This is a genomic window from Nisaea sp. (genome assembly GCF_034670185.1).
Lineage (GTDB): Bacteria > Pseudomonadota > Alphaproteobacteria > Thalassobaculales > Thalassobaculaceae > Nisaea.
Genome location: NZ_JAXMNY010000006.1, coordinates 39,127 through 65,169, shown reverse-complemented (window position 1 = coordinate 65,169; position 26,043 = coordinate 39,127). Strand labels below are relative to the sequence as shown.

General features: G+C 61.6%; 21 protein-coding genes. 11 read left to right on the top strand and 10 right to left on the bottom strand.

Annotation, left to right across the window (positions count from 1 at the left end; genetic code table 11):
- Position 1: 1 nt before the first annotated feature.
- The 10 genes from VOI22_RS20215 to VOI22_RS20170 all read left to right on the top strand — a co-directional run bounded on the left by VOI22_RS20215 (position 2) and on the right by VOI22_RS20170 (position 11,922).
- Positions 2-964, top strand: coding sequence for a catechol 2,3-dioxygenase (locus VOI22_RS20215; RefSeq protein WP_323798253.1), 963 nt, complete (start codon positions 2-4; stop codon positions 962-964).
- A complete protein-coding gene (locus tag VOI22_RS20210) occupies positions 964-1,635 on the top strand; it encodes a 4-carboxy-4-hydroxy-2-oxoadipate aldolase/oxaloacetate decarboxylase (RefSeq protein WP_028466714.1) in 672 nt (223 codons plus the stop codon). The genes VOI22_RS20215 and VOI22_RS20210 overlap by 1 nt, the downstream gene beginning before the upstream one ends.
- Positions 1,628-2,683, top strand: coding sequence for a 4-oxalomesaconate tautomerase (locus VOI22_RS20205; protein WP_323798252.1), 1,056 nt, complete (start codon positions 1,628-1,630; stop codon positions 2,681-2,683). The genes VOI22_RS20210 and VOI22_RS20205 overlap by 8 nt, the downstream gene beginning before the upstream one ends.
- 33 nt (positions 2,684-2,716) lie before the next feature.
- Positions 2,717-3,604, top strand: coding sequence for a DUF1932 domain-containing protein (locus VOI22_RS20200; protein WP_323798251.1), 888 nt, complete (start codon positions 2,717-2,719; stop codon positions 3,602-3,604).
- A gap of 199 nt (positions 3,605-3,803) precedes the next feature.
- Entirely contained in the window at positions 3,804-4,907 is a 1,104-nt protein-coding gene (locus tag VOI22_RS20195) for a tricarboxylate transporter (RefSeq protein WP_323798250.1), read from the top strand.
- A gap of 73 nt (positions 4,908-4,980) precedes the next feature.
- Complete coding sequence (locus VOI22_RS20190; protein WP_323798249.1) at positions 4,981-6,996, top strand: tripartite tricarboxylate transporter permease; 2,016 nt, start codon at positions 4,981-4,983, stop codon at positions 6,994-6,996.
- A gap of 355 nt (positions 6,997-7,351) precedes the next feature.
- A complete protein-coding gene (locus tag VOI22_RS20185; protein ID WP_323798248.1) occupies positions 7,352-8,383 on the top strand; it encodes a TRAP transporter substrate-binding protein in 1,032 nt (343 codons plus the stop codon).
- 67 nt (positions 8,384-8,450) lie between these two features.
- Positions 8,451-8,945, top strand: a complete 495-nt coding sequence (locus VOI22_RS20180; RefSeq protein ID WP_323798247.1) for a TRAP transporter small permease — start codon at positions 8,451-8,453, stop codon at positions 8,943-8,945.
- A complete protein-coding gene (locus VOI22_RS20175; protein WP_323798246.1) occupies positions 8,938-10,335 on the top strand; it encodes a TRAP transporter large permease in 1,398 nt (465 codons plus the stop codon). The genes VOI22_RS20180 and VOI22_RS20175 overlap by 8 nt, the downstream gene beginning before the upstream one ends.
- 105 nt (positions 10,336-10,440) lie before the next feature.
- Positions 10,441-11,922: an FAD-binding protein gene (locus tag VOI22_RS20170; RefSeq protein ID WP_323798245.1), complete on the top strand. Its 1,482-nt coding sequence runs from the start codon at positions 10,441-10,443 to the stop codon at positions 11,920-11,922.
- Between the two features lie 87 nt (positions 11,923-12,009).
- Here VOI22_RS20170 and VOI22_RS20165 read toward each other — a convergent pair whose 3' ends face one another.
- From VOI22_RS20165 to VOI22_RS20140, 6 genes are all read right to left on the bottom strand, one after another.
- Positions 12,010-13,308: a branched-chain amino acid ABC transporter permease gene (locus VOI22_RS20165; protein ID WP_323798244.1), complete on the bottom strand. Its 1,299-nt coding sequence runs from the start codon at positions 13,306-13,308 to the stop codon at positions 12,010-12,012.
- Positions 13,305-14,315, bottom strand: a complete 1,011-nt coding sequence (locus tag VOI22_RS20160; protein WP_323798243.1) for a branched-chain amino acid ABC transporter permease — start codon at positions 14,313-14,315, stop codon at positions 13,305-13,307. The genes VOI22_RS20165 and VOI22_RS20160 overlap by 4 nt, the downstream gene beginning before the upstream one ends.
- 1 nt (position 14,316) lies before the next feature.
- A complete protein-coding gene (locus VOI22_RS20155; RefSeq protein WP_323798242.1) occupies positions 14,317-15,021 on the bottom strand; it encodes an ABC transporter ATP-binding protein in 705 nt (234 codons plus the stop codon).
- Positions 15,018-15,800, bottom strand: coding sequence for an ABC transporter ATP-binding protein (locus tag VOI22_RS20150; RefSeq protein ID WP_323798241.1), 783 nt, complete (start codon positions 15,798-15,800; stop codon positions 15,018-15,020). Before VOI22_RS20150 ends, VOI22_RS20155 begins: the two co-directional genes overlap by 4 nt.
- Positions 15,801-15,872: 72 nt before the next feature.
- Entirely contained in the window at positions 15,873-17,060 is a 1,188-nt protein-coding gene (locus VOI22_RS20145; protein ID WP_193173865.1) for an ABC transporter substrate-binding protein, read from the bottom strand.
- A 120-nt stretch (positions 17,061-17,180) separates the two neighbouring features.
- The gene (locus VOI22_RS20140; RefSeq protein WP_323798240.1) at positions 17,181-18,116 is read right to left on the bottom strand and encodes an alpha/beta hydrolase; all 936 of its coding nucleotides are present in this window, start codon (positions 18,114-18,116) and stop codon (positions 17,181-17,183) included.
- A gap of 399 nt (positions 18,117-18,515) precedes the next feature.
- On the opposite strand from VOI22_RS20140, the gene VOI22_RS20135 reads away from it, so the two are divergent.
- Complete coding sequence (locus VOI22_RS20135) at positions 18,516-19,070, top strand: PAS domain-containing protein (protein ID WP_323798239.1); 555 nt, start codon at positions 18,516-18,518, stop codon at positions 19,068-19,070.
- A gap of 20 nt (positions 19,071-19,090) precedes the next feature.
- On the opposite strand, the gene cysG is transcribed toward VOI22_RS20135, so the two are convergent.
- The 4 genes from cysG to nirB are packed head-to-tail and all read right to left on the bottom strand — an operon-like array spanning position 19,091 to position 26,028.
- Positions 19,091-20,578, bottom strand: coding sequence for a siroheme synthase CysG (gene cysG / locus VOI22_RS20130; RefSeq protein ID WP_323798238.1), 1,488 nt, complete (start codon positions 20,576-20,578; stop codon positions 19,091-19,093).
- A complete protein-coding gene (locus VOI22_RS20125; protein WP_323798237.1) occupies positions 20,553-23,225 on the bottom strand; it encodes a molybdopterin-dependent oxidoreductase in 2,673 nt (890 codons plus the stop codon). Before VOI22_RS20125 ends, cysG begins: the two co-directional genes overlap by 26 nt.
- Positions 23,222-23,581, bottom strand: a complete 360-nt coding sequence (nirD, locus tag VOI22_RS20120; RefSeq protein WP_323798236.1) for a nitrite reductase small subunit NirD — start codon at positions 23,579-23,581, stop codon at positions 23,222-23,224. Before nirD ends, VOI22_RS20125 begins: the two co-directional genes overlap by 4 nt.
- Positions 23,578-26,028 carry a nitrite reductase large subunit NirB gene (nirB, locus tag VOI22_RS20115; RefSeq protein WP_323798235.1) on the bottom strand — a complete coding sequence of 817 codons (2,451 nt, stop codon included), beginning with the start codon at positions 26,026-26,028 and terminating at the stop codon, positions 23,578-23,580. Before nirB ends, nirD begins: the two co-directional genes overlap by 4 nt.
- Positions 26,029-26,043 lie beyond the last annotated feature (15 nt).

Sequence of the window (26,043 nt, the reverse complement as noted above, 5' to 3'; positions counted from 1 at the left end):
CATGAGCGAGCCCTGTTTCGACGTCGCGCATCTGGCCCATGTCGAGGTGCTGACAAACAAATTCGAAGAGAGCCTGGATTTCTTCGTGAACATCTATGGCCTGACCGAAAGCGGCCGGGACGCGAACTCCGTCTATCTTCGCGCCTTTGACGACTACGAGTTTCACACTCTGAAACTCACACGCTCCGACACCACCGGCGTCGGCCATATCGCCTACCGGACAAGTTCTCCGGAAGCGCTTGAACGGCGGGTCAAGGTCATCGAGGAGATGGGTTGCGGCATCGGCTGGGTCGATGGCGATCTCGGCCATGGCCGGGCCTATCGCTTCACCGATCCGGACGACCATGTATTCGAGCTCTATTACGACACGAACAAATATGTGGCCCCGCCGGAAGAAAAGCCGGCGCTGAAGAATATCGCCCAGCGCTTCCACGGACGCGGTGTCGGTGTCCGCAGGCTCGACCATCTGAACCTGCTGGCAACGAATGTCGAGGCGATCCGGGATTTCATGCAACAGGCTCTCGGCTCCCGCGTCACCGAGCAAATCATGCTCGATACCGGGAAGCTGGCAGGCTGCTGGTTCACGGTGAACAACAAGACCTACGATATCGCCTATACGCAGGATCATACCGGGGTCAAAGGCCGGTTCCATCATGTGACTTACGCGGTGGACCAGCGCGAGGAGATCCTGCGCGCCGCCGATATCTTCCTCGAAAACGGCGTCTTCATCGAGACCGGGCCGCACAAGCACGCGGTGCAGGGCACCTTCTTTCTCTATGTCTACGAGCCCGCCGGGAACCGGGTCGAGGTCGCCAATGCAGGCGCCCGGCTGATCCTTGCGCCGGACTGGGAGACGGTCACCTGGACGGAGAGCGACCGCAAGAAAGGTCAGGCCTGGGGCCTCAAGACCATCGAGTCTTTCCATACCCATGGAACACCGCCTGTTGCAGGAGGAAGCCACTGATGGCTGTCGTCGTCCAGAATATCGAGCGGGCCGATCCCGCCATCATCAAGGCCCTCGGCGAATGCGGAGTCGCCTCCGTGCATGAAGCGCAGGGCCGCAAGGGCCTGCTCGCCTCCTATATGCGGCCGATCTATTCAGGTGCAGCCATTGGTGCTTCAGCCGTCACCATCCTTGCCCCGCCCTGCGACAACTGGATGATCCATGTCGCCATCGAGCAGTTGCAGCCGGGCGACGTGATGGTGATGGCAACCACCTCGCCCTCCGACGCCGGCTATTTCGGCGATCTTCTGGCCACTTCCGCAAAAGCGCGCGGTGCCGTCGGCATGGTGCTCGATGCCGGGGTGCGGGACGTCCGCGACCTCACCGAAATGGGCTTTCCCGTCTGGTCCAAGGCCATCGGCGCCCAGGGCACGGTGAAGGAGACGCTTGGCTCGGTGAACGTGCCGGTGGTCTGCGCCGGGGCCCAGGTCAATCCGGGCGATGTCATTGTTGCCGACGATGACGGTGTCTGCGTTGTCCGCCGCGAGGAAGCGGCGGAAGTGCTGGAGAAGACCCGCGCCCGGATCGCGCTCGAGGAAGAGAAGCGGCAGAAGCTCGCCAGCGGTGTGCTCGGCCTCGACATGTACGACATGCGCGGCAAGCTGGCCGAAAAGGGCCTGAAATATGTCTGATGGCATCCGCGCCATGTGGATGCGGGGCGGGACATCGAAGGGTGGCTATTTTCTTGCCTCGGACCTGCCCGCCGACAGTGCGGAGCGGGACCGGCTGCTGCTCCGGATCATGGGCTCGCCCGACCCGCGCCAGATCGACGGGCTTGGCGGCGCCGATCCGCTGACATCCAAGATCGCCGTGGTGAAACCGTCGGAGCGCCCCGGTGTGGATATCGACTACCTGTTCCTGCAGGTTTTCGTCGATCAGGCCATCGTCACGGACGCGCAGAATTGCGGCAATATCCTGGCCGGTATCGGCGGTTTCGCTATCGAGCGGGGACTTGTCCCCGCACGGGACGGCAAGACGCCGGTGACGATCTTCATGGAAAATACCGATCAGACCGCAGTCGCCGTGATCGAGACGCCGGGCGGGCAGGTCCGCTATGACGGCGACGCCCGGATCGACGGCGTGCCGGGCACCGCGAGCCCGGTTGCGATCACTTTCCGCGACACCGCAGGAAGCACCTGCGGCGCCCTGCTGCCGACCGGCAACCCTGCTGACATCATCGACGGTATCGAGGCCACCCTGATCGACAACGGGATGCCTTGCGTGATCCTGCGAGCGGCGGATCTCGGCATATCCGGCACCGAGACGCGCGAGGAACTCGATGCCAATGACGCGCTGAAAGCGCGGCTGGAGGCGATCCGCCTGAAAGCCGGACCGCTGATGAATCTCGGCGATGTAACCGACAAGTCCGTCCCGAAAATGACCATGCTGTCCCCACCGAAAGCGGGTGGAGCGATCTCGACACGCACCTTCATCCCGCATCGCTGCCACGCCTCCATCGGCGTGCTCGGTGCGGTCAGCGTCGCCACCGCCTGCCTCATAGAGGGGGCCGTCGGCTCTGAGATGGCCATGATACCGGAAGGCAGCCGCAAGAGCATGCCGATCGAGCATCCGATTGGGGAGACGACGGTGATTGCGGAGACGGACGAGGCGGGAAACGTTGTCGCGTCCGGAATTTTACGGACCGCCCGGAAGCTTTTCGACGGTATTGTGTTCCCATAAGAAACTGAAAATCCCTTCCTACGGAAACGCACCATGACACAACGCATCACTTTCATCGGCTTCGGCGAAGCCGCAACGGCTTTTGTCGACGGCTGGACGGACGTCCCGGATATTCGCGCCTTCGACATCAAGACCGATGACGACGCCCAGCGACCGACCCTGCTCTCCCGCTATCAGGAGCATGGCGTCGCCGGACGGCTCAATGTGAAGGATGCGGTGACGGACGCGGACATGGTGTTCTGTACCGTGACTGCCGACCAAGCGCCGGTCGCGGCACAAGCCGCCGCCCCATATCTGAAGCAGGGCGCGCTCTGGTTCGACATGAATTCCTGCGCCCCGTCTTCGAAACGCCAGGCGGCGGAGACGATTGAGGCTGCTGGCGCACGCTATGTCGATGTCGCCGTCATGGCACCGGTCTATCCGCAGCAGAACCTTGCTCCCCTGCTGCTGGCAGGACCGCACGCGGCCGAGGCCGAGCAGCTTCTGAAAACCTTGCCGATGGCACCGAGGGTGGTCGAAGGACCGGTCGGATCGGCATCCTCGATCAAGATGATCCGCTCGATCATGATGAAAGGCATGGAGGCGCTGACCGCCGAATGCGTTCTTGCCGCCGTCAATGCCGGGGTCGACGAGGCGGTGCTGTCCTCGCTCGGAAAGAGCTATCCTGGCATCGATTGGCCCTTCCAGGCCGCCTACAATCTGGAACGCTCTCTCGTTCACGGCGCGCGCCGCGCGGCGGAAATGCGCGAAGTCGCGAAGACCGTGACGGATCTCGGGTTTCCGTCCGACATGGCCACAGCCACCGTCGCCTGGCAGGAACGTTTGGGGGCAGTGGAGCGCGACAAGGAGCTCGATCTGGAGGCCGCCGACTACCGCACGATCGTTGCTGATATTACCCCCGGGCTGCGCCGCAAGGATTGACGCCAACCCAACACTCTATGCATAAAACTTATCGCTTTGGCCGGTATTGAATTTGAACCGCACCTGCCATCTGTGAAAACTCGCGTCAATGAGTGCCGCATCGCGTGATAGCGGATGAACTCCTGTCGAAGAAGCGGAGTCATCGGATGCGGAAATTTGCCGCGACAAATTGTATACAAAAATTCAGGGAGGAAGATTGATGGCTTGGAAAACACAGTTGCGAATTATTGCCGCGGGTGCGGCCGTCGCAACACTCGGCGCCTTCACGCAAGGGCAAGCGGCCGACGCCGCCGACCTTGATCTCAGCGGAAAAACCGTCAATTTCGTGATCCCCTTCTCGGAGTCGGGCGGCTCCGCGAAATGGGCAAACTTCTACGCGCCACTGCTGAGCGAAGCCCTGCCGGGCAAGCCGACCGTGGCCGTCAAATACATGCCCGGCGCCGGCTCTACGAAGGGCGCGAACTGGTTCCAGAAACAGAGATACGAGGACGGAACCACGATCTTCGGTTCTTCGGGCTCGACACAGTTTCCCTATATGCTCGACGATCCGCGCGTTCGCTATGACTATAACGACTGGAACGTCGTGCTCGCCTCAGGCGTCGGCGGCGTTGCCTATCTGCCGCCGGATATTGCCAAGAAATTCGACGGCGATGCGGACGACCTGAAGGACATCAATTTCATCTGGGGCTCCCAGGGTGCGACACGGCTCGATTTGGTGCCGCTGCTGGCCTGGGAAATGCTCGGCATGAAAGTGGAGCCGGTATTCGGCATCAAGGGCCGCGGCGCCGGACGGCTGATGTTCGAGCGCGGCGAAGCCAATATCGACTACCAGACATCCCCGGCCTATCTGAAAGCCGTGGTGCCGCTGGTCGAGGACGGCAAGGCCGTGCCGATGATGAGCTGGGGCGTCCTCGACGCCAATGGCGACATCGTCCGCGACCCGACCTTCCCGGACATGCCGACCTTCAAGGAAGTCTGTGCGGCGACGGCAGTATGCGAAACCTCCGGCGATGCCTGGGAAGCCTGGAAAGCCTTCTTCATTGCCGGCTTCCCGGCCCAGAAGATGGTGTTCCTGCCGCAGGGCGCTCCGCAGGAAGCCCTCGACACCTATCAGAAAGCCTTCGAGGCAGTGATTGCCCGTCCTGACTTCAAGAAGCTGTCGGAAGCCCGTCTCGGGATCTATCCGCAGCTGACAGGGAAGCAGGCGGAAGCGACACTGAAGCTCGGCACCCAGGTCGACCCGAAAGCGAAAGCCTTCGTGAAGAGCTGGTTGAATGAACGCTACGGCGTGAAGCTGAACTGATCAGGCTTATGGAAGCGCCCCCGGACCAATGCGTCCGGGGGCGCTTCAACCTTATTTCTCCAGGGACTTGAACATGGACCTGATTTCGACGGCACTGCCCGCTCTCGGGGACGCCTTTGCTCTGATTCTGCATCCGGAGCAGATCGGCTTTCTGATCCTAGGCGTTGTGCTCGGCCTGTCCGTCGGCGTTTTCCCGGGGCTCGGCGGCATCGCCGGGCTGTCCATGGTCTTGCCGTTCATCTTCGGCATGGATCCGGTCTCCGGACTCGCCCTGATGGTCGGGTTGATCGCTGTGATCCCGACCTCGGACACTTTCGCCAGTGTCCTGATGGGAATTCCCGGCTCCTCCGCCAGCCAGGCGACAGTGCTGGACGGCTTTCCGCTCGCCAAGAAAGGCGAGGCAGCCCGGGCCCTCTCGGCGGCTTTTGCCTCCTCGCTGTTTGGCGGGTTGCTTGGCGCCGCCGTGCTGACAGTCTTTATCCTCGTCGCGCGCCCCATCGTTCTCGCGTTCGGCCTGCCCGAAATGCTGATGATCACCGTTCTCGGCCTGTCGGTCGTGGCAACGCTTGCGGGGCGCGTGCCGCTGAAAGGCATTGCCGCGGCCGGGCTCGGCCTGATGGTCGGCACCATCGGCGAAGCGGGGGCGGGCGGAAGCCTAAGGATGTCGACCTACGATGTGCCATATCTGATCGATGGCCTGAGCCTGGTCATTGTTGGCCTTGGCACCTTCGCCATACCCGAAATCATCGGCCTGCTGCGGCACGACCGGCCAATTGCCGGATCGGATAGCCTTGGCGCCGGATGGGCCGCCGGCGTGCGCGACTGGTGGAAGAACATCTGGCTGTCAGTGCGCTGTTCCGTGATCGGCGTGATCGTCGGCATCATTCCGGGGCTTGGTGGCTCTGTCGTCGACTGGATCGCCTACGGTCACACCGTCCAGTCTTCCAAGGACAAATCCAAATTCGGTTCCGGCGATATCCGCGGCGTGATCGGCCCGGAATCCTCGAACAACGCCAAGGAAGGCGGCGGGCTGGTGCCGACCATTATCTTCGGCATTCCCGGCAGTGGCTCGATGGCCATCTTCCTCGGCGGCCTCGGTCTGCTCGGCTACGACGCCGGCCCGCAGCTGATCCAGTACGAGCTCGACATCACCTATACGATCATGTGGTCGCTCGCCCTGGCGAATGTCATCGGCGCCGGGCTCTGCATCATGCTGTCCGGCACCATCGCCCGGCTGACCACGATCCGCTTCACCTTGCTCGCCCCTTTTCTGTTCATGATGATCGCCTTCGCGGCCTTCCAGTCCCGCCAGGATCTGGGAGACCTCGTCAGCCTGTTCGCCGTTGGCCTGCTCGGCATTCTGCTGCGCCGGTTCGACTGGTCGCGACCGGCCTTCCTTATCGGCTTCGTGCTCTCTCATCAGACAGAGAACTTCACCAACATGGCCAACCAGGTGGCCGGGGCAAAATTCCGGGTCGGGCTGGAACAGGGCTTCAGCTATATCGCCTCGCCGATCGTGCTGGCCATCCTCGCGCTCACCGTGCTTTCCGTCGTAATTGGCATTCGACAGGCGAAGCAAATCCTGCCCGAAGGCGCCGTCAAGACCGGTAAAAAACGGGCACCGATGGTCTTCCTGCTGGCCGTCATCGCCTATCTTGCCGTCGCCTGGGTCGACGCGCTCAGCATCGACCTGATCAGCGACAAGATCTTCCCGCTGACCATCTCGTCCATCACGCTGGTCTGCTGCCTACTGCTGCTCATCCAGATGATGCGTTCGCCGGAGACCGATGCCGTATTCGCAGACAGGGAGGCGGCCGGAAACGAAGATCACACCGGCGCCGGGCTCTGGGGCACGCTTGCCTGGTTCGCCGGCCTTCTGGTGCTGTCCAGTCTGTTCGGCTTCATACTGGCGCTTGCAATCTTCCTTGTGGCGTTCCTCGCTATCCGGGCCCGGCTCAAATGGCCTCGGGTTCTCCTTCTCAGTGGAGCGGGGATCCTGCTGATCTGCGTCATGGCCTATTCCCTCAACAGGGATTTTCCGCCCGGCCTGCTGCAAGACATGGTTCGTTTGCCATGGCCGCTCGGATAACCTCCCCGAAGGCATTTGCGGTGTCGGTTTTGGGTATTTCCGCAACCGGGAACCTTGCTGGAAAGCTCTCGTTCTCCGCGCCCGGCAAAGGGTTCTGGCTCCCCGCCATATTCGATTTTTGAATAGGCTGTGCAAGGTTTGAATTTCGGCGATCGGTTTTTCGCTGATACTTTCCGGTGGGTGAAAGAGTCAGCGGGCTGGCTCCGAATGACCGGAATTTATTGGAGATTGACCGGATTTTTATAACGACGGACCGAAATTTAGAATAATTATAGAAACGTCGGAAAATCGCACGGTTCACTTAAGAGCGAATTCCAAACCGGTCCTTATCCGGTAGTTCATCTGGGAGGTGACAATGAAACTCAATATCGTAAAGACCGCCATTGCAGCGGCGGCCCTGCTCTCCACTTCGGTCGTGGCGCAAGCTGCCGAAGTAACACTGACAATGTCCCATTTCCTCAGCCCGAAAGCCCCGCCACACGCCAAATTCCTTGAGCCGTGGGCGCGAAAAATCGAGGCAGAGTCGAACGGACGCATCAAAATCGAGATCTTCCCGTCCATGACACTCGGCGGCAAACCGCCGGAACTCTATCGCCAGCTTCGCGACGGCGCGGCCGACATCGTCTGGACCCTGACCGGCTATACGCCAGGCGTCTTCCCGCGGGCCGAGGTTTTCGAGCTGCCGGGCGTCCATGGCGGTTCCGCCAAGGCGACGACCCTGGCCATTCAGGACAATTTCGGCCTGGTCGCGGATGACTTCAAGGACATCAAACCACTGCTCGTTCACGTACATGCGGGACAGGCGATCCACCTCGTGAACGGCTGTATCGATGGCGTTCAGGACCTCAAAGGCATGAAGCTCCGGACACCTTCGCGGACCGGTGGCTGGATGATTTCTGCCTGGGGCGCCGAACCTGTCGGCATGCCGGTACCGGCCCTGCCGCAGGCGCTCTCGAAAGGCGTCGTTGACGGAGCCCTGATCCCGTTCGAGATCGTTCCGCCCTTCAAGGTGCACGAGCTGACCAAGTGCTCCGTGGTCGGTGCCAATGGCAGCCGCTTCGGCACCTCTGTCTTCCTGTTCGCCATGAACAAGGACCGCTATGAGAGCCTCCCGGCGGACCTCAAGGCAATCATCGATGCGAATTCCGGCATGGCCATCGCCGAGCAGGCAGGCACGCTCTGGGACGAGATCGAGGCACCGGGTCAGATGCTTCAGAAGAAGACCGGCTCGCCGGTGAAGGAACTCGACCAGGCCGCAACCGACGCCTTTGCCAAGCTGGGCGGTGCCGTCACGGCGAAATGGGTTGAGGAAGCCGGCAAAGTCGGCATCGATGCGAATGCTCTGGTCAAGGCCGCGAAAGCGTCCGTCGCCAGCCATTCCAACTGATAGACCTTTCCGTACTTGACCGGCGGGACGCCAAGGGCGTCCCGCCGGCATTCTGGAGAATTGCGCGGTGAAACTGATCGAGCGGCTGGTCTCCCAGTGGGCCCTTCTGGGGGGAGCGCTGGTTTTTGCAATCATGATCGTTACATCGGTCAATGTCGGAGCCTTCGGCCTCGATCGTATTGCCCGCATGTTCTCGGCGAATATATCCGGCCTGCCTGGATACGAGGACTTCGTGCGTCTCGCCATTTCCTGCGCCGCCCTGATGTTCTTTCCCTATTGCCAGCTGCGCCGCGGCCATGTGGTGGTCGATCTCTTCGCCTCCTCCTTTCCGGCAGCCTTCGTCCGATTTCTTGACCGTCTCTGGCTCGTCATCATCACACTTCTGGCATTGTCGCTGTTCTACTGGATGATCCTCGGAATGCTGGAAACCATCTCGGACAACGCCTTATCGCCGGTTCTGGGCTGGTCTGAATGGCCCTTCTATGTTCCCGGTATCATTTCCTTGTTCTTGTGGGCCCTGACGGCCGGATTTCAGGCCATCAAGGGGTTCGAAGATGTTTGATCGCGAAACAATCGGCCTGATCGGCTTTGCCATCCTCTTTGTGCTTCTTGTCTTCCGGGTTCCCGTCGGTCTGGCCATGATCATGGTCGGGGTCGGCGGTAATTTCGCCCTCTCGATCATCGCGCCCTACCTCCGGTTCGAGCCTTATCTGGCCCAGTTCAAGACCTTGCTCTGGGGCACGGTCGCCAATTATTCCCTTTCCGTCGTGCCGCTCTTCATCCTGATGGGCTATCTCGCCAGCCACTCGAAACTGAGCCGCGATCTTTTTCAGGGCTTCAACGCGCTGGTCGGCCATTTCCGTGGCGGCGTCGCCATGGCGGCAATCGGCGCCTGCGCCGGTTTCGGCGCGGTCTGCGGCTCGTCACTGGCGACTGCCTCGACGATGGGCCGTGTGGCCCTGCCGGAACTCGAACGGCTGCGTTACGCGCCGAAACTTGCGACGGGAACCCTGGCCGCTGGTGGAACGCTCGGCATCCTGATCCCGCCCTCCGTCGCTCTGGTGATCTACGCCATCATCGTCGAGGCCTCGATCATCCAGATGTTCCAGGCGGCGATCATTCCCGGCCTACTTGCGGTGCTCTTCTTCATCCTGGTGATCGCGGTAATGGTTCGCCTGAAGCCGGACCTGGCTCCGGAAGTCGCCGTCATGACGCCGCCTGAAAAGCGGCGCGCCCTGCTCCGCCTCGTACCCGTCGTTTTGATTTTCGGCTCCATCATTCTCGGTCTCGGGATCGGCCTGTTCACCCCGACACCGGCCGCCGCAGTTGGCGCGATGGCAATCCTGCTCTATGGTCTCGCGCTCCGTTTCAAGAGCAAAGATGCCGGGCTGTCTCTCACGGGCATCAAGTCCTCCGTCCTCGATACGGCCGTTACCAGCGGCATGATCTATTTCATCCTGTTCGGCGCCGAGGTCCTGAAAGGCTTCTTTGCCCGCGCCGGATTGCCGGCGGCGATGGCGAGCTGGGCGACGGACAGTGGCGTCGATCCGTGGGTGTTGATGGTCCTGTTGCTGATGATGCTCATCGTGCTTGGCTGCTTCATGGACTCACTGGCCATGATCCTGGTCGTGGTGCCGTTCTTCTGGCCAGCCCTAGTAGAGGTCAATGGCGGCGACTACGCGACCGCCGCCACAGCCGCCTACGGACTCGGCCTCGAGGATCTGAAAATCTGGTTCGGCATTGTCGCGCTGGTCGTGGTCGAATTGGGCCTGATAACGCCCCCCGTCGGGCTCAATGTCTTCATCATCGCGACGATGGCGCGCGGCATCCGGATGGGAGAAATCTTCGCCGGTGTGATGCCGTTCTTTGGCATCGAGATCGTCCGGATTGTCATCCTGCTTCTGCTGCCGGGGCTCTGCCTGTTCCTGCCGCACCTGTTATCCGGAGGCTGATTACTCGAAGGCTGCTGACAGGTCTGTTCTCGGAGGCATCATGCGCCCCGGACACTGAATTGACCGCGCCCTATCAAATCAAGAAACGAATGAGGAAACGCAGCAATGATCCCTGATAACTGGGACCCTGGTCACTGGGATAAGGAAACCGACGTCGTCATCGTCGGATTCGGCGGCGCCGGTGTCGCGGCAGCGGTATCGGCCTACGATCTCGGATCCAAGGTCATGATCCTGGAAAAGGCTCCGAAAGGTCTGCATGGCGGCAACACGCGGGTCGCGGCCCAGGGCTATCTCAACGTCTCTTCCAAAGATGAGGCCATCACCTATCTCACCGCGCTCTGCGGCCCCTACAAGGTGCCGGAAGAGATGATCCGCGTCTGGGCCGACGAGATGGCCGTCAATAACGAGTGGCTGGCCGGGCTCGGCGGCGATCCTCAGGAACACCAGCATCCGCCGGCGGGCATCGAGTTTCCGGAACTGCCCGGCGCGCAAAGCTCCCACAAGTTCCATGACGGCCCGAAGCTCGGCTACGGGCTGACCTGGGATCGGTTCGAGAGCTTCGTGCTGGAGCGCGACATCCCGATCCTCTATGAGACGCCGGGCCGCGAGTTGATCCAGCACCCGGAGACGAAGGAAATCCTCGGCGTCCGGGCAGAGCATGACGGCAAGAGCATCCTGATCAAAGCCCGCAAGGGCGTGGTGCTGACCTGCGGCGGGTTCGAGAACAACCAGGACCTGATCCGCACCTACCTGACAGGCGTGCCCTACTGCTATCCGTCAGGCAGCCCCTACAATGAGGGCGACGGCATCCCGATGGCCCAGGCGGTCGGCGCGGATCTCTGGCACATGAATAATTTCGCCGGTCCCTCAATGGCTCTGAAAGTGCCGGAATTCCCGGCCACCCTGTCGATGCAGCCGCTGCATTTCTCCAAGGAGTTTCCCGGCGGCATGATCGTCGTCGGCCCGGACGGCAAGCGCTTCGGCGACGAGAAGTTCAAGACCCGGCACGGCAAGGTCCCGGTGAACGGTGTCTGGAAGGCACTGCAGGTGCCCTGCCCGATGTTCATGATCTTCGACCAGCCGCTGATGGCAGCCGGCCCGCTCTACAACAAGGAGCCGAACCGGGGCTGGACGGCGATGATGGATCGCTATGACTGGAGCGCGGACAATTCAGCCGAGCTGGAAAAGGGCTGGATCAGGAAGGCGGAGAGCATTGCGGAGCTTGCCGGGATCATCGGCGTCGATGCCGCCGCGCTGGAAGACACCATCGCCCGCTGGAATGCCGGGGCGGGTAACGGCGAAGACCCGGAATACGGCCGCAAGCTGATGCTGTCGCCGTTCTCCGAAGGCCCGTATTACGCCATTGAGCTTTCCCCCTCGATGATCAACACCCAGGGCGGGCCGCGGCGGAACGAGCGGTCGGAAATCCTGCGCCCGAACGGTGAAAAGATCCCGCGCCTCTACAGTGCGGGGGAACTCGGCTCGATCTACAGTTATCTCTATCAGGGCACCGGCAATATCGGTGAATGCCTCGGCTTCGGCCGGATCGCCGGCCGCAATGTCGCGGCTGAGACGCCCTGGGACTGACAGATCTCCACCCCTCAAACGACAGAGCGGAGGCGCAAGGCCTCCGCTCTTTGAGATCTGATTGGGCGGTGATCCGCCCCGGCGTTCCTACTTCTCGGGAATCAGGCCTTTCGGCGCAAAGCGCATGACCAGCAACAAAATCGCGCCCATCAGCAGGTAGCGCATATAGACGGAACCGGCGACGAGATGCTCTGCCAGGGCAGACCCTTCCGGCATCGGTGCGGTCAGGACGTTCATGACCCAGCTTCCAAGCGGCTCCGCCTGGATCCACAGGAACCAGATCACGAACCCGCCGAGCACCGCGCCCCAGTTGTTGCCGGACCCACCCAGGATCACCATCACCCAGATCAGGAAGGTGTACCGCAGCGGAATATAGCTGGTCGGCGTCAACTGGCCGTCGAGGGTCGCCAGCATGGCACCGGCAACACCGCAGACGGCGCAGCCGAGCACGAAGACCTGCAGATGCCGGGCCTTCACATCCTTGCCCATGGCCGCCGCCGCGTCCCGGTTGTCGCGGATCGCCCGCATCATCCGTCCCCAGGGCGATTGCAAGGCCCGCTCGGCCAGCCACATGATGATGGCCAGAACGGCAATGAAGAGCAGGGCATAACAGATCTTCACGAACACACCGGCTGCTTCCGACGTGTCGCTCACCCCAAGCGAGGAGGCGAAGGAGATGAACCAGTCCGCCTCGACAAGATCCACCTCGTAGGGCACTGGGCGCGGAATGCCGGTCACGTTTTTCACCCCGCGCGAGAGCCATTCCTCATATTTGATAATGGCGATGATGATCTCTGAAATGCCGAGGGTTGCGATCGCCAGATAATCTGCGCGCAGGCCGAGAGAAATCTTCCCGATCAGCCAGCCCGCGCCGGCCGCCACAAGACCGCCGACAGGCCATGCCAGCAGGACCGGCAAGCCGAGGCCTCCGAGATAACCGGTCAGTGCGGGATCAATCGCTTCGATCCGCTCCGTCGCCGGACCAAAGAAATGCATCGTCAGGAAATAACCGGGGATAAGCAGAAGAACCACCACATATGGGCGTAATCCCCGTGGAACGGCACGACGGGCGAGCATGATGGCGACGACGGTTCCCACAAGAGACAACAACGACAGGAAAAGGTCACCGCCCGCGACCTCCCACGCCTCCTGCACAGGCGCCATGGAAATCAGCACGGCGGCAAGCGCGCCAAGAGCGGTGAAGCCCATGATGCCGACATTGAACAGGCCGGCATAACCCCACTGCATGTTCACGCCGAGCGCCATGATCGCCGAGATCAGACACAGATTCAGAATGCCGAACGCAACGTTCCAGCTCTGGAAAAAGCCGACTGCGATCAGTACCAGGCCCATCAGGCTGTAATAAAGGGCGACCTTCTTCGTCATATGACTTTTCCTCGAATGATGCCCGTCGGTCTGACCAGCAGAACAGCCACCAGGATGACGAAGGACACCGCGAATTTGTAATCGGTGGAAAGCAGCTGGACGAGCCCGTCCGGTACCCAGCCGCCCGGGCCGAGATAGGCCAGGAAGCGCTTGAAGGCATAGGTCACCATCACTTCCGAGAAAGCGATGATGAAGCCCCCAAGCACCGCCCCCACCGGCTGGCCGATACCACCCAGAATGGTCGCGGCGAAAATCGGCAGCAGGATCTGCAGGAAGATGAAAGGCTTGTAGGTCTTGTCGAGACCGTAAAGCGTGCCGGCAATGGCCGCGAGGGCGGCCGCAATGATCCAGGCAATCAGAACCACCTTCTCCGGATCGATACCGGAGAGCAGCGCCAGATCCTCATCATCGGAATATGCCCGCATGGCCTTGCCCCAACGCGTCCTTTGCAGGAACCAGAACAGGAAGGCGACGACGATCAGCGCGACCACCACGGTGATCACCTGGCTTTGCTTGATGGCAATGCCCTGATCAAGGCCGGTGGCCGCCTTGAATTCCCGGACGGTGACCAGGAACCGGGCGCCGTCCGCGAAACTCTGGTCGTCCGGGCCGATGATGATACGGATCAGCCCCGCCATCACGAACATGACGCCCACCGACACGATGGCGAAAACGATCGGGTTCGACCGCTTGCGGCGGTAGAAGCGGAAGACGAAACGATCCGTCAGACACGCCATGCCAATGGCGGCGAGAATGCCGATCGGAAGAGCCAGAAGTGCCGTTGGCAATGGCGCGATACTGACCCCTTGCGATTGCAGGAACCAGGTGGCGAGGATCGCCGCCATGGCGCCAAAGGACATCATCTCGCCATGCGCAAAATTGGCGAAGCGCAGGATGCCGAAAATGATCGTGACCCCGAGCGCACCGAGCGCGAGCTGGGCGCCATAGGCGAGCGCCGGGACGAGGACGAAATTGCTGAGCAGAGCGAATGCGTTGGCGATATCCATCTCAGCCCCCGAGGAAAGAACGGCGAACTTCCTCGTTCGCCAGAAGGGCCTCGCCGGTATCGGTGAAGCGGTTGGTGCCCTGCACGAGGACAAAGCCGTGATCGGCGATCTCCAGCGCCTGGCGTGCGTTCTGCTCGACCATCAGAATGGCTATACCTGTGCGCGCGATCTCGACGATCTTGTCGAACAACTCGTCCATCACTATCGGTGAGACACCGGCCGTCGGCTCATCCAGCATCAGCAGTTTGGGTTTGGTCATCAGCGCGCGGCCGACCGCGACCTGCTGGCGCTGTCCACCGGAAAGCTCGCCCGCCGGCTGATTGCGCTTCTCGGCCAGAATCGGGAACAGGGAGAATACCTGCTCCTTGGACTCCGAAATGTCGTCCTCGCGGATGAAGGCGCCCATTTCGAGGTTTTCCTCGACGGTGAGCGAGACGAAAACATTCCGGTTCTGCGGCACGAACCCCATGCCGTGACGCACCCGCTCCTGCGGGGCCATGGAGGTAATATCTTCCCCGTCGAAGACAACGCTGCCCTCGCGCAGGTTCAACATGCCGAACACCGCCTTCATCGCTGTCGACTTGCCAGCCCCGTTCGGGCCGACAACGACGGCGACTTCGCCGCGTTCCACGCGCAATTCACAGTCTGTCAGGATATCGGCCCCGCCATAGCCGCCGGTCATGCCGGTTGCGGAAAGAAAACTCATTGTTCCGACACCCGCTTGTGTTTGCGGCCGGTCCCGAGATAGGCCTCGATAACTTCTTCGTTGTTCATCACCTGATCGACGGTGCCTTCCGTGAGCAGCTTGCCCTCAGCCATGACGATGACCGGATCGCAAAGCCGAGCGATGAAATCCATATCATGCTCGATCAGGCAGAAAGTGTAGCCGCGCTCCTTGTTCAGACGCTGGATCGAGCGTGAGATGGTTTGCAGCAGCGTGCGGTTCACGCCAGCGCCAACCTCGTCAAGAAACACGATCTTGGCATCGACCATCATGGTGCGGCCGAGTTCGAGCAGCTTCTTCTGACCACCGGAAAGATTACCGGCCAGCTCATTTTCGAGATGCTGGATTTCCAGGAATTCGATTACGTCGCGGGCGCGCTCGCGGACCTTTTGCTCGGTCTCGCGCACCGCGGCGAAATTGAACCAGGCATGCCGCAAATCCTCACCGGACTGGTCGCCCGGGACCACCATCAGGTTCTCCAGCACGGTCAGGCTGGAAAACTCGTGAGCGATCTGGAAGGTACGCAGCAGTCCCTTGTGGAACAGCTCGTGCGGCTCCAGTTCGGTCACATCCTCACCGTCGAGAAAAATCTTCCCCGACGTAGGCGGAAAAGCGCCGGCGATGATGTTGAAGAGCGTCGTCTTCCCTGCCCCGTTCGGACCGATAAGCCCGGTGATGGAGCCTTGCTGGATTTCCAGCGACACGCCGTTGACGGCGTGGATGCCACCAAATCGCTTGGTGACGTTTTCAACTCGGATCATTTTTCAGTCCATATAGGCGAAACGGTCAGGCTGACGCCCGACCGTTTCCCAATAAAGTCTCTGCCTGACCGATCAGTGATAACCGACGGTTTTCCATTTACCGTCAGCAACCGTGGTCTCGCGGAAGCTGCCCGCGGACTCGCCCGGCGCGATCAACTCAAGCGCGGTGCCGCCGACATAGTCGATGTCGCCGCCATCGGCAAGAATCTTGAGTGCTTTCGCGAGTTCACCCGGGAAGATCTTCTCGCCGGGAGCATTCGACACCTTCTCGATATGGCTCTTGTAGGCTGCCGGATCGGTGCTGCCTGCGGATTGCATGGCCAGCAGAAGAATGGCGGACGCGTCATAAGCTTCCGGAACATACGGATCGTCGCCCTTGAAGCCTTTGCCTTCGGCCAGCTTTGCCAGCAGCGCCGCGCCCGGGCTATCGGTGCCCGGATTGGTGCCGATGGAACCGTCGAGATCGGCGCCGAAATGATCGGTCAGCGCTTCACCGACCATGCCGTCGGGCAGGACGAACCGGTCGAAGGCACCGGTGTCGAGAGCAGCCTGGATCATGCCCTTGCCGCCTTGGTCGAGATAACCTGCAACAATCAGGATATCGCCGCCAGCGGCCGCGAGCGTTGCGACTTCAGCGGAGTAATCGGCTTTGCCGTCTTCGTGCGCGGCAACGGCGGTGATCTTGCCGCCCTTGGCTTCGAAAGCGGACTGGATCGAGTCAGCCAAGCCCTTACCGTAATCATTGTTGGTGTAGGTCAGAGCAGCAGACTTGATGCCCTGCGCGACAAGAACACTGCCGATGATCTGGCCCTGACGGGCGTCGGACGGAGCGGTGCGGAAAAAGAGACCATCATCCTCAATGGTGCTCAAAGCCGGCGAAGTAGCCGACGGGGAAATCATCACCATGCCGTTCGGGCGGGCGACATTGTTGAGGACCGCAGTGGTCGCGCCGGAACAGGTCGCGCCGACGATACCAGCAACCCCCTCGGACGTGATCAGGCGATCGGCAGCAGCCGTCGCTGCAGCCGCATCGACGCAAGTGCTGTCGCCACGGACGGACACAACCTTCTTACCGCCGAGGAATGCGCCACTGTCGGACACTTCCTGGATGGCCATTTCACCACCAAGCGCCATCGGCTTGACCAGTGATTCCGTTGGGCCCGTAAAGCCCTGCAGCATTCCGATTTTGACGGCGTCTTGCGCATGAGCAGCTGTCGTCGACATTACCGCCGCACACAACAACGGTAGAAATCGTTTCATGGTCGCTTCCTCTATAAGGTTTCGTTTCGTGATTCTGAACACTATACAAATCACCACGTGCCCGGCAACGGCAAGCGCTTTACTCCGGAGAGAATCTACTACCCTGTCAGGGTATGATTCTCAGTCCGCCATATCCGGTAGCATCCCAATGATCGCTCCCATCACTCGCTCGAAAGAGGCGCGGGCGCGAGCAGATTGCGTGCGTCCACGAAAGTATCCATGGACGAGGCCCTTTTCCTCGACCCACTCGGCTTGCCCGCCCTCATCCCGGATTCGGGCACAATAGAAATCGCCGTCCGACGACAGGGGATCGCATTCCGCCGTGAAGACAATTGTCGGCGGCAGTCCCAAAAAGTCCGGATCGGCGTAGGGAACGAGCCTCGGGTCGGAATAGTCCGGATTATCGTTGGTGCGCAGCCGGAGATAGACATCGAGATCCGCCTCCGCCAACAATGGCGCATGGGCGTGCGTGACACGACTGCCGCCATTTCCGGGACCGCACAGAGAAGGATAGACAAGCACCTGCCCTATCGGCGGGCGCGGCAAGCTGCGAGCATGATGCGCGAGGCAGGCGGCCAGATTGCCGCCGGCTGACTCTCCCATCAGCACAACCGGCTTGCCGACGGTCCGGCTTATCCACTCGAAAGCAATGCAGGCATCCTCGAAAGCAGCTGGGTGGGCATGCTCGGGCGCAAGCCGGTAATCTACCGCAAGCACCTGAAACCCGGTACGCGCGCTTGTTTCCGCGCAAATATCGTCGTGACTTTCCAGGCCGCCGAGAACAAAGCCGCCACCATGGAAGTACAGAATGACGGCACGGTCGTCCGGGTCCTCCCGCTGGTAAAGCCGGGCCGGCAGCGCTCCATCAGGGCCGTCGAGCGACAAGTTCCGCGACGTTACATTCTCCGGCGACGCCTCCCGGAAAACCTCGGACATATGATCATAGATCCTGCGGTTCTCCGCCATCGGAAGATTCAGGGATTCCGGTGGATAGAACCCGTTCATCCGGTCAATGAAACCAAGAACCTCCGCATCCAGATAGGCACAATAATCCATAATCAAAATCGTCCCCTTTAAGCCTGACGTTACTAGAGACCGGATCAGATCCCGTGCTCAACCCGCTTGCGATGGCTCCGGATCGCCTTGCATCCCGGGCCGAGCCGTGCCGGTAGAGGGTCGAGCAGGCTGCATCATGAATCCCGTCTTCCGATGCGGCCATCAGCGCCTCATCCTGCCTGGAAACGCAGCGTGGAGACTCATAACGGGAGCTTACTCCACAGTTCGGAAAATCAAGCTGCTGACGGGGGAGCTGTTTTCTGACTAAAGTTCATTGTCTGGTACGATTTGGGGACTATCTCGTCAGACAGGCATCAGGGCCGATCACAAGGATAACCTTTGATACATCAAGGCAACTCCCAATTTAGAGCAACATCGCCGCTCGGCAGATGGCCGCAGGTGCCCGCGCTTGCCTCCGGCTGGTCGTACGGGTGTTGCCCTCTCGATGCACGCTCCCAGAGTTTCGGACCATTCGCCAATCTGGTTGAAACCTGGCAACAGCGGCGACCGGACGGAGGCGGCTTGCCTCCGCGCAAGGCATTCGAAATCAATGATTTCGAGGCTTGGCTCGGCCGCATATTCATCGCCAAGATCAAGCGTGATCCGATCGACATCCGTTTCACGCTCTGGGGCACCACGCTCGCCGATTGGTGGGGCGTCGATTACACCGGGGAGACTCTCGGGAAACAGTCGGAAAGCCCCGAGAGCTGGGAGACTGAACGGCGCTATTTCGAAGCGATGTCGAAGGCGCCGTTCATCGGCATTGCCGGCGGCCTTCTTACGCAACACGGACGCGATCACATCAAGGTCCTCGGTCTGGACCTTCCGCTATCGGCAGACGGAGGCGGATTAGACCAGGTGCTGTCGGCGCACATCAGGATAGATCTCGACGAAACGTTCAGCACGATAGCGCCGAACTGCCCGATTACACCGTTTGACGGCAACGATCCTTAAGCAGGCCTGGCCGGTAGAAATCAGGCTGAAACCCTAACGCCCCCCCGCTCTCCACCGCTCTCTCTGGCAACGGCGGCGCGCGCAGCCGCATCGGCAAAGACCGCCCCCACACCAATCAGCACCGGACGATCAAATCCGATCTTGTCTATCCCGTTCCCAAGCGCCGACAGAGTACCGAACCAGCACAGCTCAGCAGGCCGACTGATATCCCGCGCCACGGCGACCGGTGTTTCTCCCGGCAGGCCAGCGTCCAGGAGGCGGGACGAGATTCGTCCACCCATGCGGCCCCCCATGTAAAACAGCGTCGTCGTTGCCGGGTCGGCGAGGCCCTTCCAGTCGAGTGTCTCCGGCAGACCGCCATCCCGTGAATGACCGGTGACAAAGCGAACCGATTGCGCCCGGTCACGATGCGTCAGAGACGTCGCGAACGCCGAGGCCATGGCCACGCCAGCAGTCACGCCCGGCACAACCGTCACCGGAATGCCGGCACCCTCCAGCTCCGCGATTTCCTCGCCCGCGCGCCCAAAAATCATCGGATCGCCGGACTTCAGACGCACCACGTGCTTGCCCTGCCCCGCCAGCTTCACCATCAGCGCGTTGATATCTTCCTGACGGCAGGAGTCTCGTCCGCCGCGTTTACCGACCAACATGCGCTTTGCCTCGCGCCGGGCCAGCTCAAGCACCTCATCCGACACCAGGTCGTCGAACAGAATGACGTCCGCCGATTGCAGGACACGGACAGCCTTGACGGTCATCAGATCCGCCGCGCCGGGACCGGCACCGACCAGTGTGACCTGGCCCTGACGTGCCTCTTTACCGGCACCAATCAGGCGGGAAACGAACCCGGAGGCATTGCCGGACATCCGGTCCGGCACCGTCCCTGAGAATGCGTGATCGACAAACCACTCCCAGAACGCGCGGCGCCCGGCACCCGGCGTGCACCGAGCCATCACCTCGTCGCGGACACGTTCGGCAAGAGCGGCCCATGCAGTCAGCGCACGTGGCAGAACCGTTTCGATCCGGCGGCGCACGGCCTGGCCGAGGATGGGCGCCGCACCGCTGGTCGAAATGCCGACGACCACAGGAGAGCGATTGACGATGGAGCCGAACTGGACCTGACAATAGTCGGGCTTGTCGATCACATTGACTATGACACCTGCCGCACGAGCCGCCGCATGGAAGCGGGCCGCTTCTGCATTTGACCCTGCATCGCAGATAGCGAATGCCATGCCGTCGAGATCGGCTTCGCACCAGTCGCGCCCGGTTCTCATGATTTCACCGGAAGCGGCTCCGCCGCCCAGCAGATCCTGCATCTCTTCGGAGACATCTTCGGCAAAGACAGTAACCATGGCGCCGGAGGCGGCCAGCAGCTCTGCTTTCCAGGCGGCAGCGTCCGTGCCGCCCGCCACCAGCACCGGCTTGCCTTCAAGTGTGCAGAAGACAGGCAAAACCGACAAAGGTTCCAGCCGCGCCGGGCGGCGTTCAACCGGCTTTCTGATGTCTTGCATTATCGATGACCCTCTGAATTTCACCCCGGCATGACCCGCAATTGCTACCGGCTGAGAGCACAGCGCCAATCTCGTCAACGGTCGACGCACGTCCTTCCGCGACAGCGCCCGCAATCCGGTTGATGCCGACACTGAAGCAGGAACAGATGATTGAGCCTTCCTCGACTTCTCCCGCCCCGGGCCGTCCAGCGAGCGTCAGGAGCCGGTCCTGGGGACGGCTGAAATCCGCTTCGAGAAGACCGGCCGCCCAATTCCGGGAGGCCGCGACCGGTTCCGGCCCGACGAACAGCGCGCCGATCAGCCTGTCATTCTCGAAAGCCGCGAACCGGTGATATCCACTGCTTTCATCCAGGAAAGAAAGCAGCTCCTGGCCCGCCCCCATGCCGAACAGCGCACGGGTATAGGCCGGCCAGTCCCGGGGGTTTGTATCCCCCGCAAGTTCAAGGCGCCATCCACCCGGCGCCGTCGCCAGCGCCCAGTAACCGTCTGGAACCGCCTGCGGGCGTTCCCGCAGAACAGCGAAGCCAAACCATTTGGGGGTCACTGCGGAGATCCGGGCAAACGAGCCTTTCAGCGCAGGTTGGCCGGATACCGGGTCGGTGTCAGGCTTGATCACGGTGCCGATCCGGCCCGCGCTCGAAAACTGGGCTGTCCAGTGCATCGGCACGAAAACGGTGCCCGGAGCCACCCGGTCGGAATGCAGCACCCGAAGGGTCGCAGTTCCAAAACCGGATTCCACACGGGCAAGCCCGGCTGCGTCCAGACCGAGCGCGTCGGCGTCCCGGAGGTGAATTTCGAGGAAGGGCTCGGCGATATGCTGCGACAGCCGGGCAGACTTTCCGGTGCGCGTCATGGTGTGCCAATGATCGCGGACGCGGCCGGTATTCAGCCTGAAAAGACCCGGCTCCCGTGCACGCTTGGCTGGCGCCGTGACCGGTATAAGCTTCGCCCGTCCATCCACCGTGGGAAACCCGCCAGCGGAAAACAGGCGCTTCTCATCCTGTCGCTTTTCAGTGCCTGCAAGCGGCCACTGGAACGGTAACATCTCATCAAATTCAGCCGCTTCGATATCGGCATGGGCGGCGAGCGAAAAGATCCGTGCGCCTTCGTTCCGATAGTCGGAAAGCCGGGCATGCTCACGATAAATATCCGCCGGAGACTGATAGGGGAAAGCCTCGGCAAATCCCATCCGCCGCGCAACTTCGGAGACGATCCACCAATCAGCCTTTGTCTCCCCCGGTGCTTTCAGAAAGGCGCGCTGACGGGAGACCCGGCGCTCCGAATTGGTCACGGTCCCGTCTTTTTCGCCCCAGGCCGTCGCCGGAAGCAGCACATCCGCATAGCGGGTCGTATCGGTCTTCTCGATCACATCGCTGACCACCACGAACGGGCAAATCTCCAGCGCCCGTGTGACCAGGTCCGCATTCGGCAGGCTGTCGGCCGGGTTCGTTGCCATGACCCAGAGCGCCTTGATCCGCCCATCGGCAACCGCATCAAACAGATCGACAGCCTTCAGGCCCTGACCGTGCGGCAGGCTATCGCTGCTCCAGAAGCTGCCGACAGTGTCACGGGCAACCGGATCACCCAGATCCATATGGGCAGCAAGTTGGTTGGCGAGTCCGCCGACCTCGCGCCCACCCATCGCGTTCGGCTGTCCTGTGACGGAGAACGGCCCCATGCCCGGGCGGCCAATCCGGCCCGTCGCCAGATGGCAATTGATGATCGCGTTCACCTTGTCGGTCCCGGAGGCGGACTGGTTCACGCCCTGGCTATAGACCGTGACAACACGCTCCGTCCCGGCATAGGCCGCGTAGAAAGCCTGGATCGTTCCCTCGGACAGGCCGGTCGCTTCGGCGACACGCTCCACCGTCCATTCCGCCGTCGCCGAAACAGCTTCGTCAAAACCCGCCGTATGCAGCGCGATATAAGAGCGGTCGAGCGCACCGGTCTCGGAGAGATGACGCAGCAATCCGTTAAACAGCGCAGCGTCCCCATCCGCTTCCACCGGCAAGTGGCTGTCGGCGGCATCGGCTGTCACCGTACGGCGCGGGTCGATGGCGACGATGCGCATGTCCGGCCGCTGCTCCCGCGCGGCCACGACTCGCTGGAAAAGCACCGGATGGCACCAGGCCAGATTGGAGCCGACCAGGATCAGTAAATCCGCCTGCTCCAGATCCTCATAGGTGCCGGGGACGATATCCTCCCCGAAGGCCCGCTTGTGACCAGCGACGGACGAAGCCATGCAGAGCCGGGAATTGGTGTCGATGTTGGCGGAGCCGATGAAGCCCTTCATCAACTTGTTGGCGACGTAATAATCCTCGGTCAGGAGCTGTCCCGAAACATAGAAGGCCACCGAGTCCGGCCCATGTTCGGCAATGGCCTCGGAAAAACGGCTCGCCACCAGATCGAGAGCTTCGCCCCAGCCACTATCCCTGCCGCCGATCTTCGGATGCAGCAGACGCCCTTCCAGGTCGACCGTCTCGGCGAGAGCACTGCCCTTGGAGCACAGCCGGCCGAAATTCGCCGGGTGATCAGGGTCACCCGAGATCCGCACCGCGCCGTCCGCCGCCGTTTCGGCGAGGACGCCGCAGCCGACCCCGCAATAGGGACAGGTAGTGCGGACCGGCGCGGATGGTGTCTCCGTCATTCCGCCTTCCCGGAACCACCCGACAGCGAAACGGAGACGAGGCCGTCGGCGTCCTTGCGCACTTCATAGGTCCGCACGCAGCCCTGATCGGCCCCCATGGCGTCCCCTGTCTGCAGATCGATCACCCAATTATGCAGCGGGCAGGTCACGGCGCCGTCATGCACGATGCCCTGGCTGAGCGGCCCGCCCTTGTGCGGACATTTATCGTCGATCGCATAGACCTCATCCGTCTGCGTCCGGAACACCGCGATCGGACCACGCGGCAGAAGCACCTGCCGCGCGCCCCGGCGCGGAATGTCCGACAGACGACCAATGGTGAACCAGTGCTGTGTGTCTGGAATGCTCATCTCGTTCATTCCGCAGCCTCCCGCATGGCGATCCGGTTCATCGGTGCGAATTCATGCGCGTCCTTGCCCGCAACCCGTTCTGCCCATGGATCTTTCTGGGCAAAGCGCTGCGAATAGAGGAATTTCTCGAAAAGCGCGGTCCGTTTCGCCTCGTCCTCGACGACCTGCTCGCGGATCGCGTCGAGACCGACCCGGTCCATCCATTTGTAGATGCGTTCGAGATAACGGCCCTGCTCGCGGTAGAGCTGGACGACGGCGGCGCAATATTCCAGCGCCTCGGCTTCCGTCTCCACGCTGCACATGACTTCAGTGCCTTTGATATGCATGCCCGCCGCGCCGCCGACATGCAGCTCGTAGCCGGAATCGACGCAGATCACGCCGATATCCTTGCAGGTCGCCTCGGCACAGTTCCGGGGGCAGCCGGAGACCGCCATCTTCACCTTGTGTGGTGTCCAGGAGCCCCACATCATCTTCTCGATCTTCACGCCAAGACCGGTCGAATCCTGGGTGCCGAACCGGCACCAGTCGGTACCGACGCAGGTCTTCACCGTCCGCAGGCCCTTGGCATAGGCATGGCCGGAGACCATTCCGGCGGCATTCAGATCCGCCCAGACCGCCGGAAGATTTTCCTTCGGCACTCCGAGCAAATCGATCCGCTGACCGCCCGTGACCTTCACGGACGGAATGCCGAACTTGTCCACCACGTCGGCGATGGCGCGGAGTTCCTGTGAGCTGGTCATCCCGCCCCACATCCGCGGGACGACGGAATAGGTGCCATCCTTCTGGATGTTCGCATGCACCCGCTCATTGATGTAGCGGGACTGGTAATCGTCCTCGTACTCGCCCGGCCAGTCCGCCACGAGATAGAAGTTCAGCGCCGGACGGCATTTCGCGCAGCCGCAGGAAGTTCTCCATTCCAGCTCCTGCATCGCCGCCGGGATCGATTTCAGCTCCTTGGCGACGATCAGACGGCGCACATCGTCATGGCTGAGATCGGTGCATCCGCACATCGGCTGCACCGCATCCGGAACAAACCCGTCCCCGAGCGTGAAGGCCATCAATTGCTCGACCAGCCCGGTGCAGGACCCGCAGGAGGCAGACGCCTTGGTGCGAGCCCGCACCTCATCCAGCGAGGTCAGGCCATGCTCTGTGATGGCACCCACGATTTTAGATTTGCAAACGCCGTTACAGCCACAGATTTCCGCATCATCCGGCAAGGCTGCAACGGCCGCCGTAGGGTCCAGCGGGGATCCTCCGGCATAGTTCTGACCAAAGATCAGCGTCTCGCGCATCTCTTCGATGGAGGCGCCCTCGCGCATCAGCTGGAAGAACCAGGCGCCGTCTTTCGTGTCGCCGTAAAGCACGATGCCGATAAGCTTGTCTTCCTGGATGACCAGGCGCTTGTAAACACCGTTCGCGGCATCCCGCAGGACAATTTCCTCGCGGTCCTTGCCCTCTGCAAAGTCGCCGGCGGAGAACAGGTCGATGCCGGTGACCTTGAGCCGTGTCGAAGTGACCGAGCCGGTATAGGTCGCGCTGCCATCCTGCAGCCGGTCCGCCACGACCGCAGCCATCTCGTAGAGTGGCGCGACCAGCCCGTAGGCCGTGCCGCGATGCTCGACGCATTCGCCAACCGCGAGGATGTCCGGATCGGAAGTCTGCATGGCATCGTCGACGACAATGCCGCGATTGACCTCAAGGCCTGCATCGCGCGCCAGATCGCCGTTCGGCCGGATGCCCACCGCCATGACCACAATGTCCGCCGGAAGTTCGGTGCCGTCATCCAGGCGCACACCCTCGACACGGTCTTCACCGATGATCTCGTGCGTGTTCGCTCCGGTACGGACCTTAATGCCGCGCGCCTCGATGGCACGTTCAAGCAGGTATCCCGCCGCCGTGTCGAGCTGGCGCTCCATCAGGGTCGGCATCAGGTGCAGAACGGTGACGTCCATGCCGCGCTCTTTCAGGCCCGCGGCCGCTTCGAGGCCGAGTAAGCCGCCGCCGATGACAACCGCCGAGCCGCCCGACTTTGCGGCCTCCAGCATGGCCTCGACATCATCGAGATCCCGATAGGTCAGCACCCCGTCCAGATCCTTGCCCGGAATGGGAATGATGAAAGGAGAGGAGCCGGTCGCGATCAGCAGCTTGTCGTAGTCAACGACGCTGCCATCGGCACCAGTGACCTGCTTCTTCTCCCGGTCGATGGAGGTCGCCTTGCAGCCTTTCTTCAGGGTCAGGCCATGCTCGGCATACCAGGCATCGTCATGGATCAGGATGTCCTTGTAGCTTTTCTCACCGGACAGGACCGGCGAGAGCATGATCCGGTCGTAATTGACCCGGGGTTCCGCGTTGAAAATGGTGATCTCGTAAGTGTCTGGAGCCTTTTCCAGCAACCGCTCCAGCGCCCGCCCCGGCGCCATACCGTTACCGATTACAACCAGTTTTTGCGTTGTCATGCTTCTCTCCGTTCC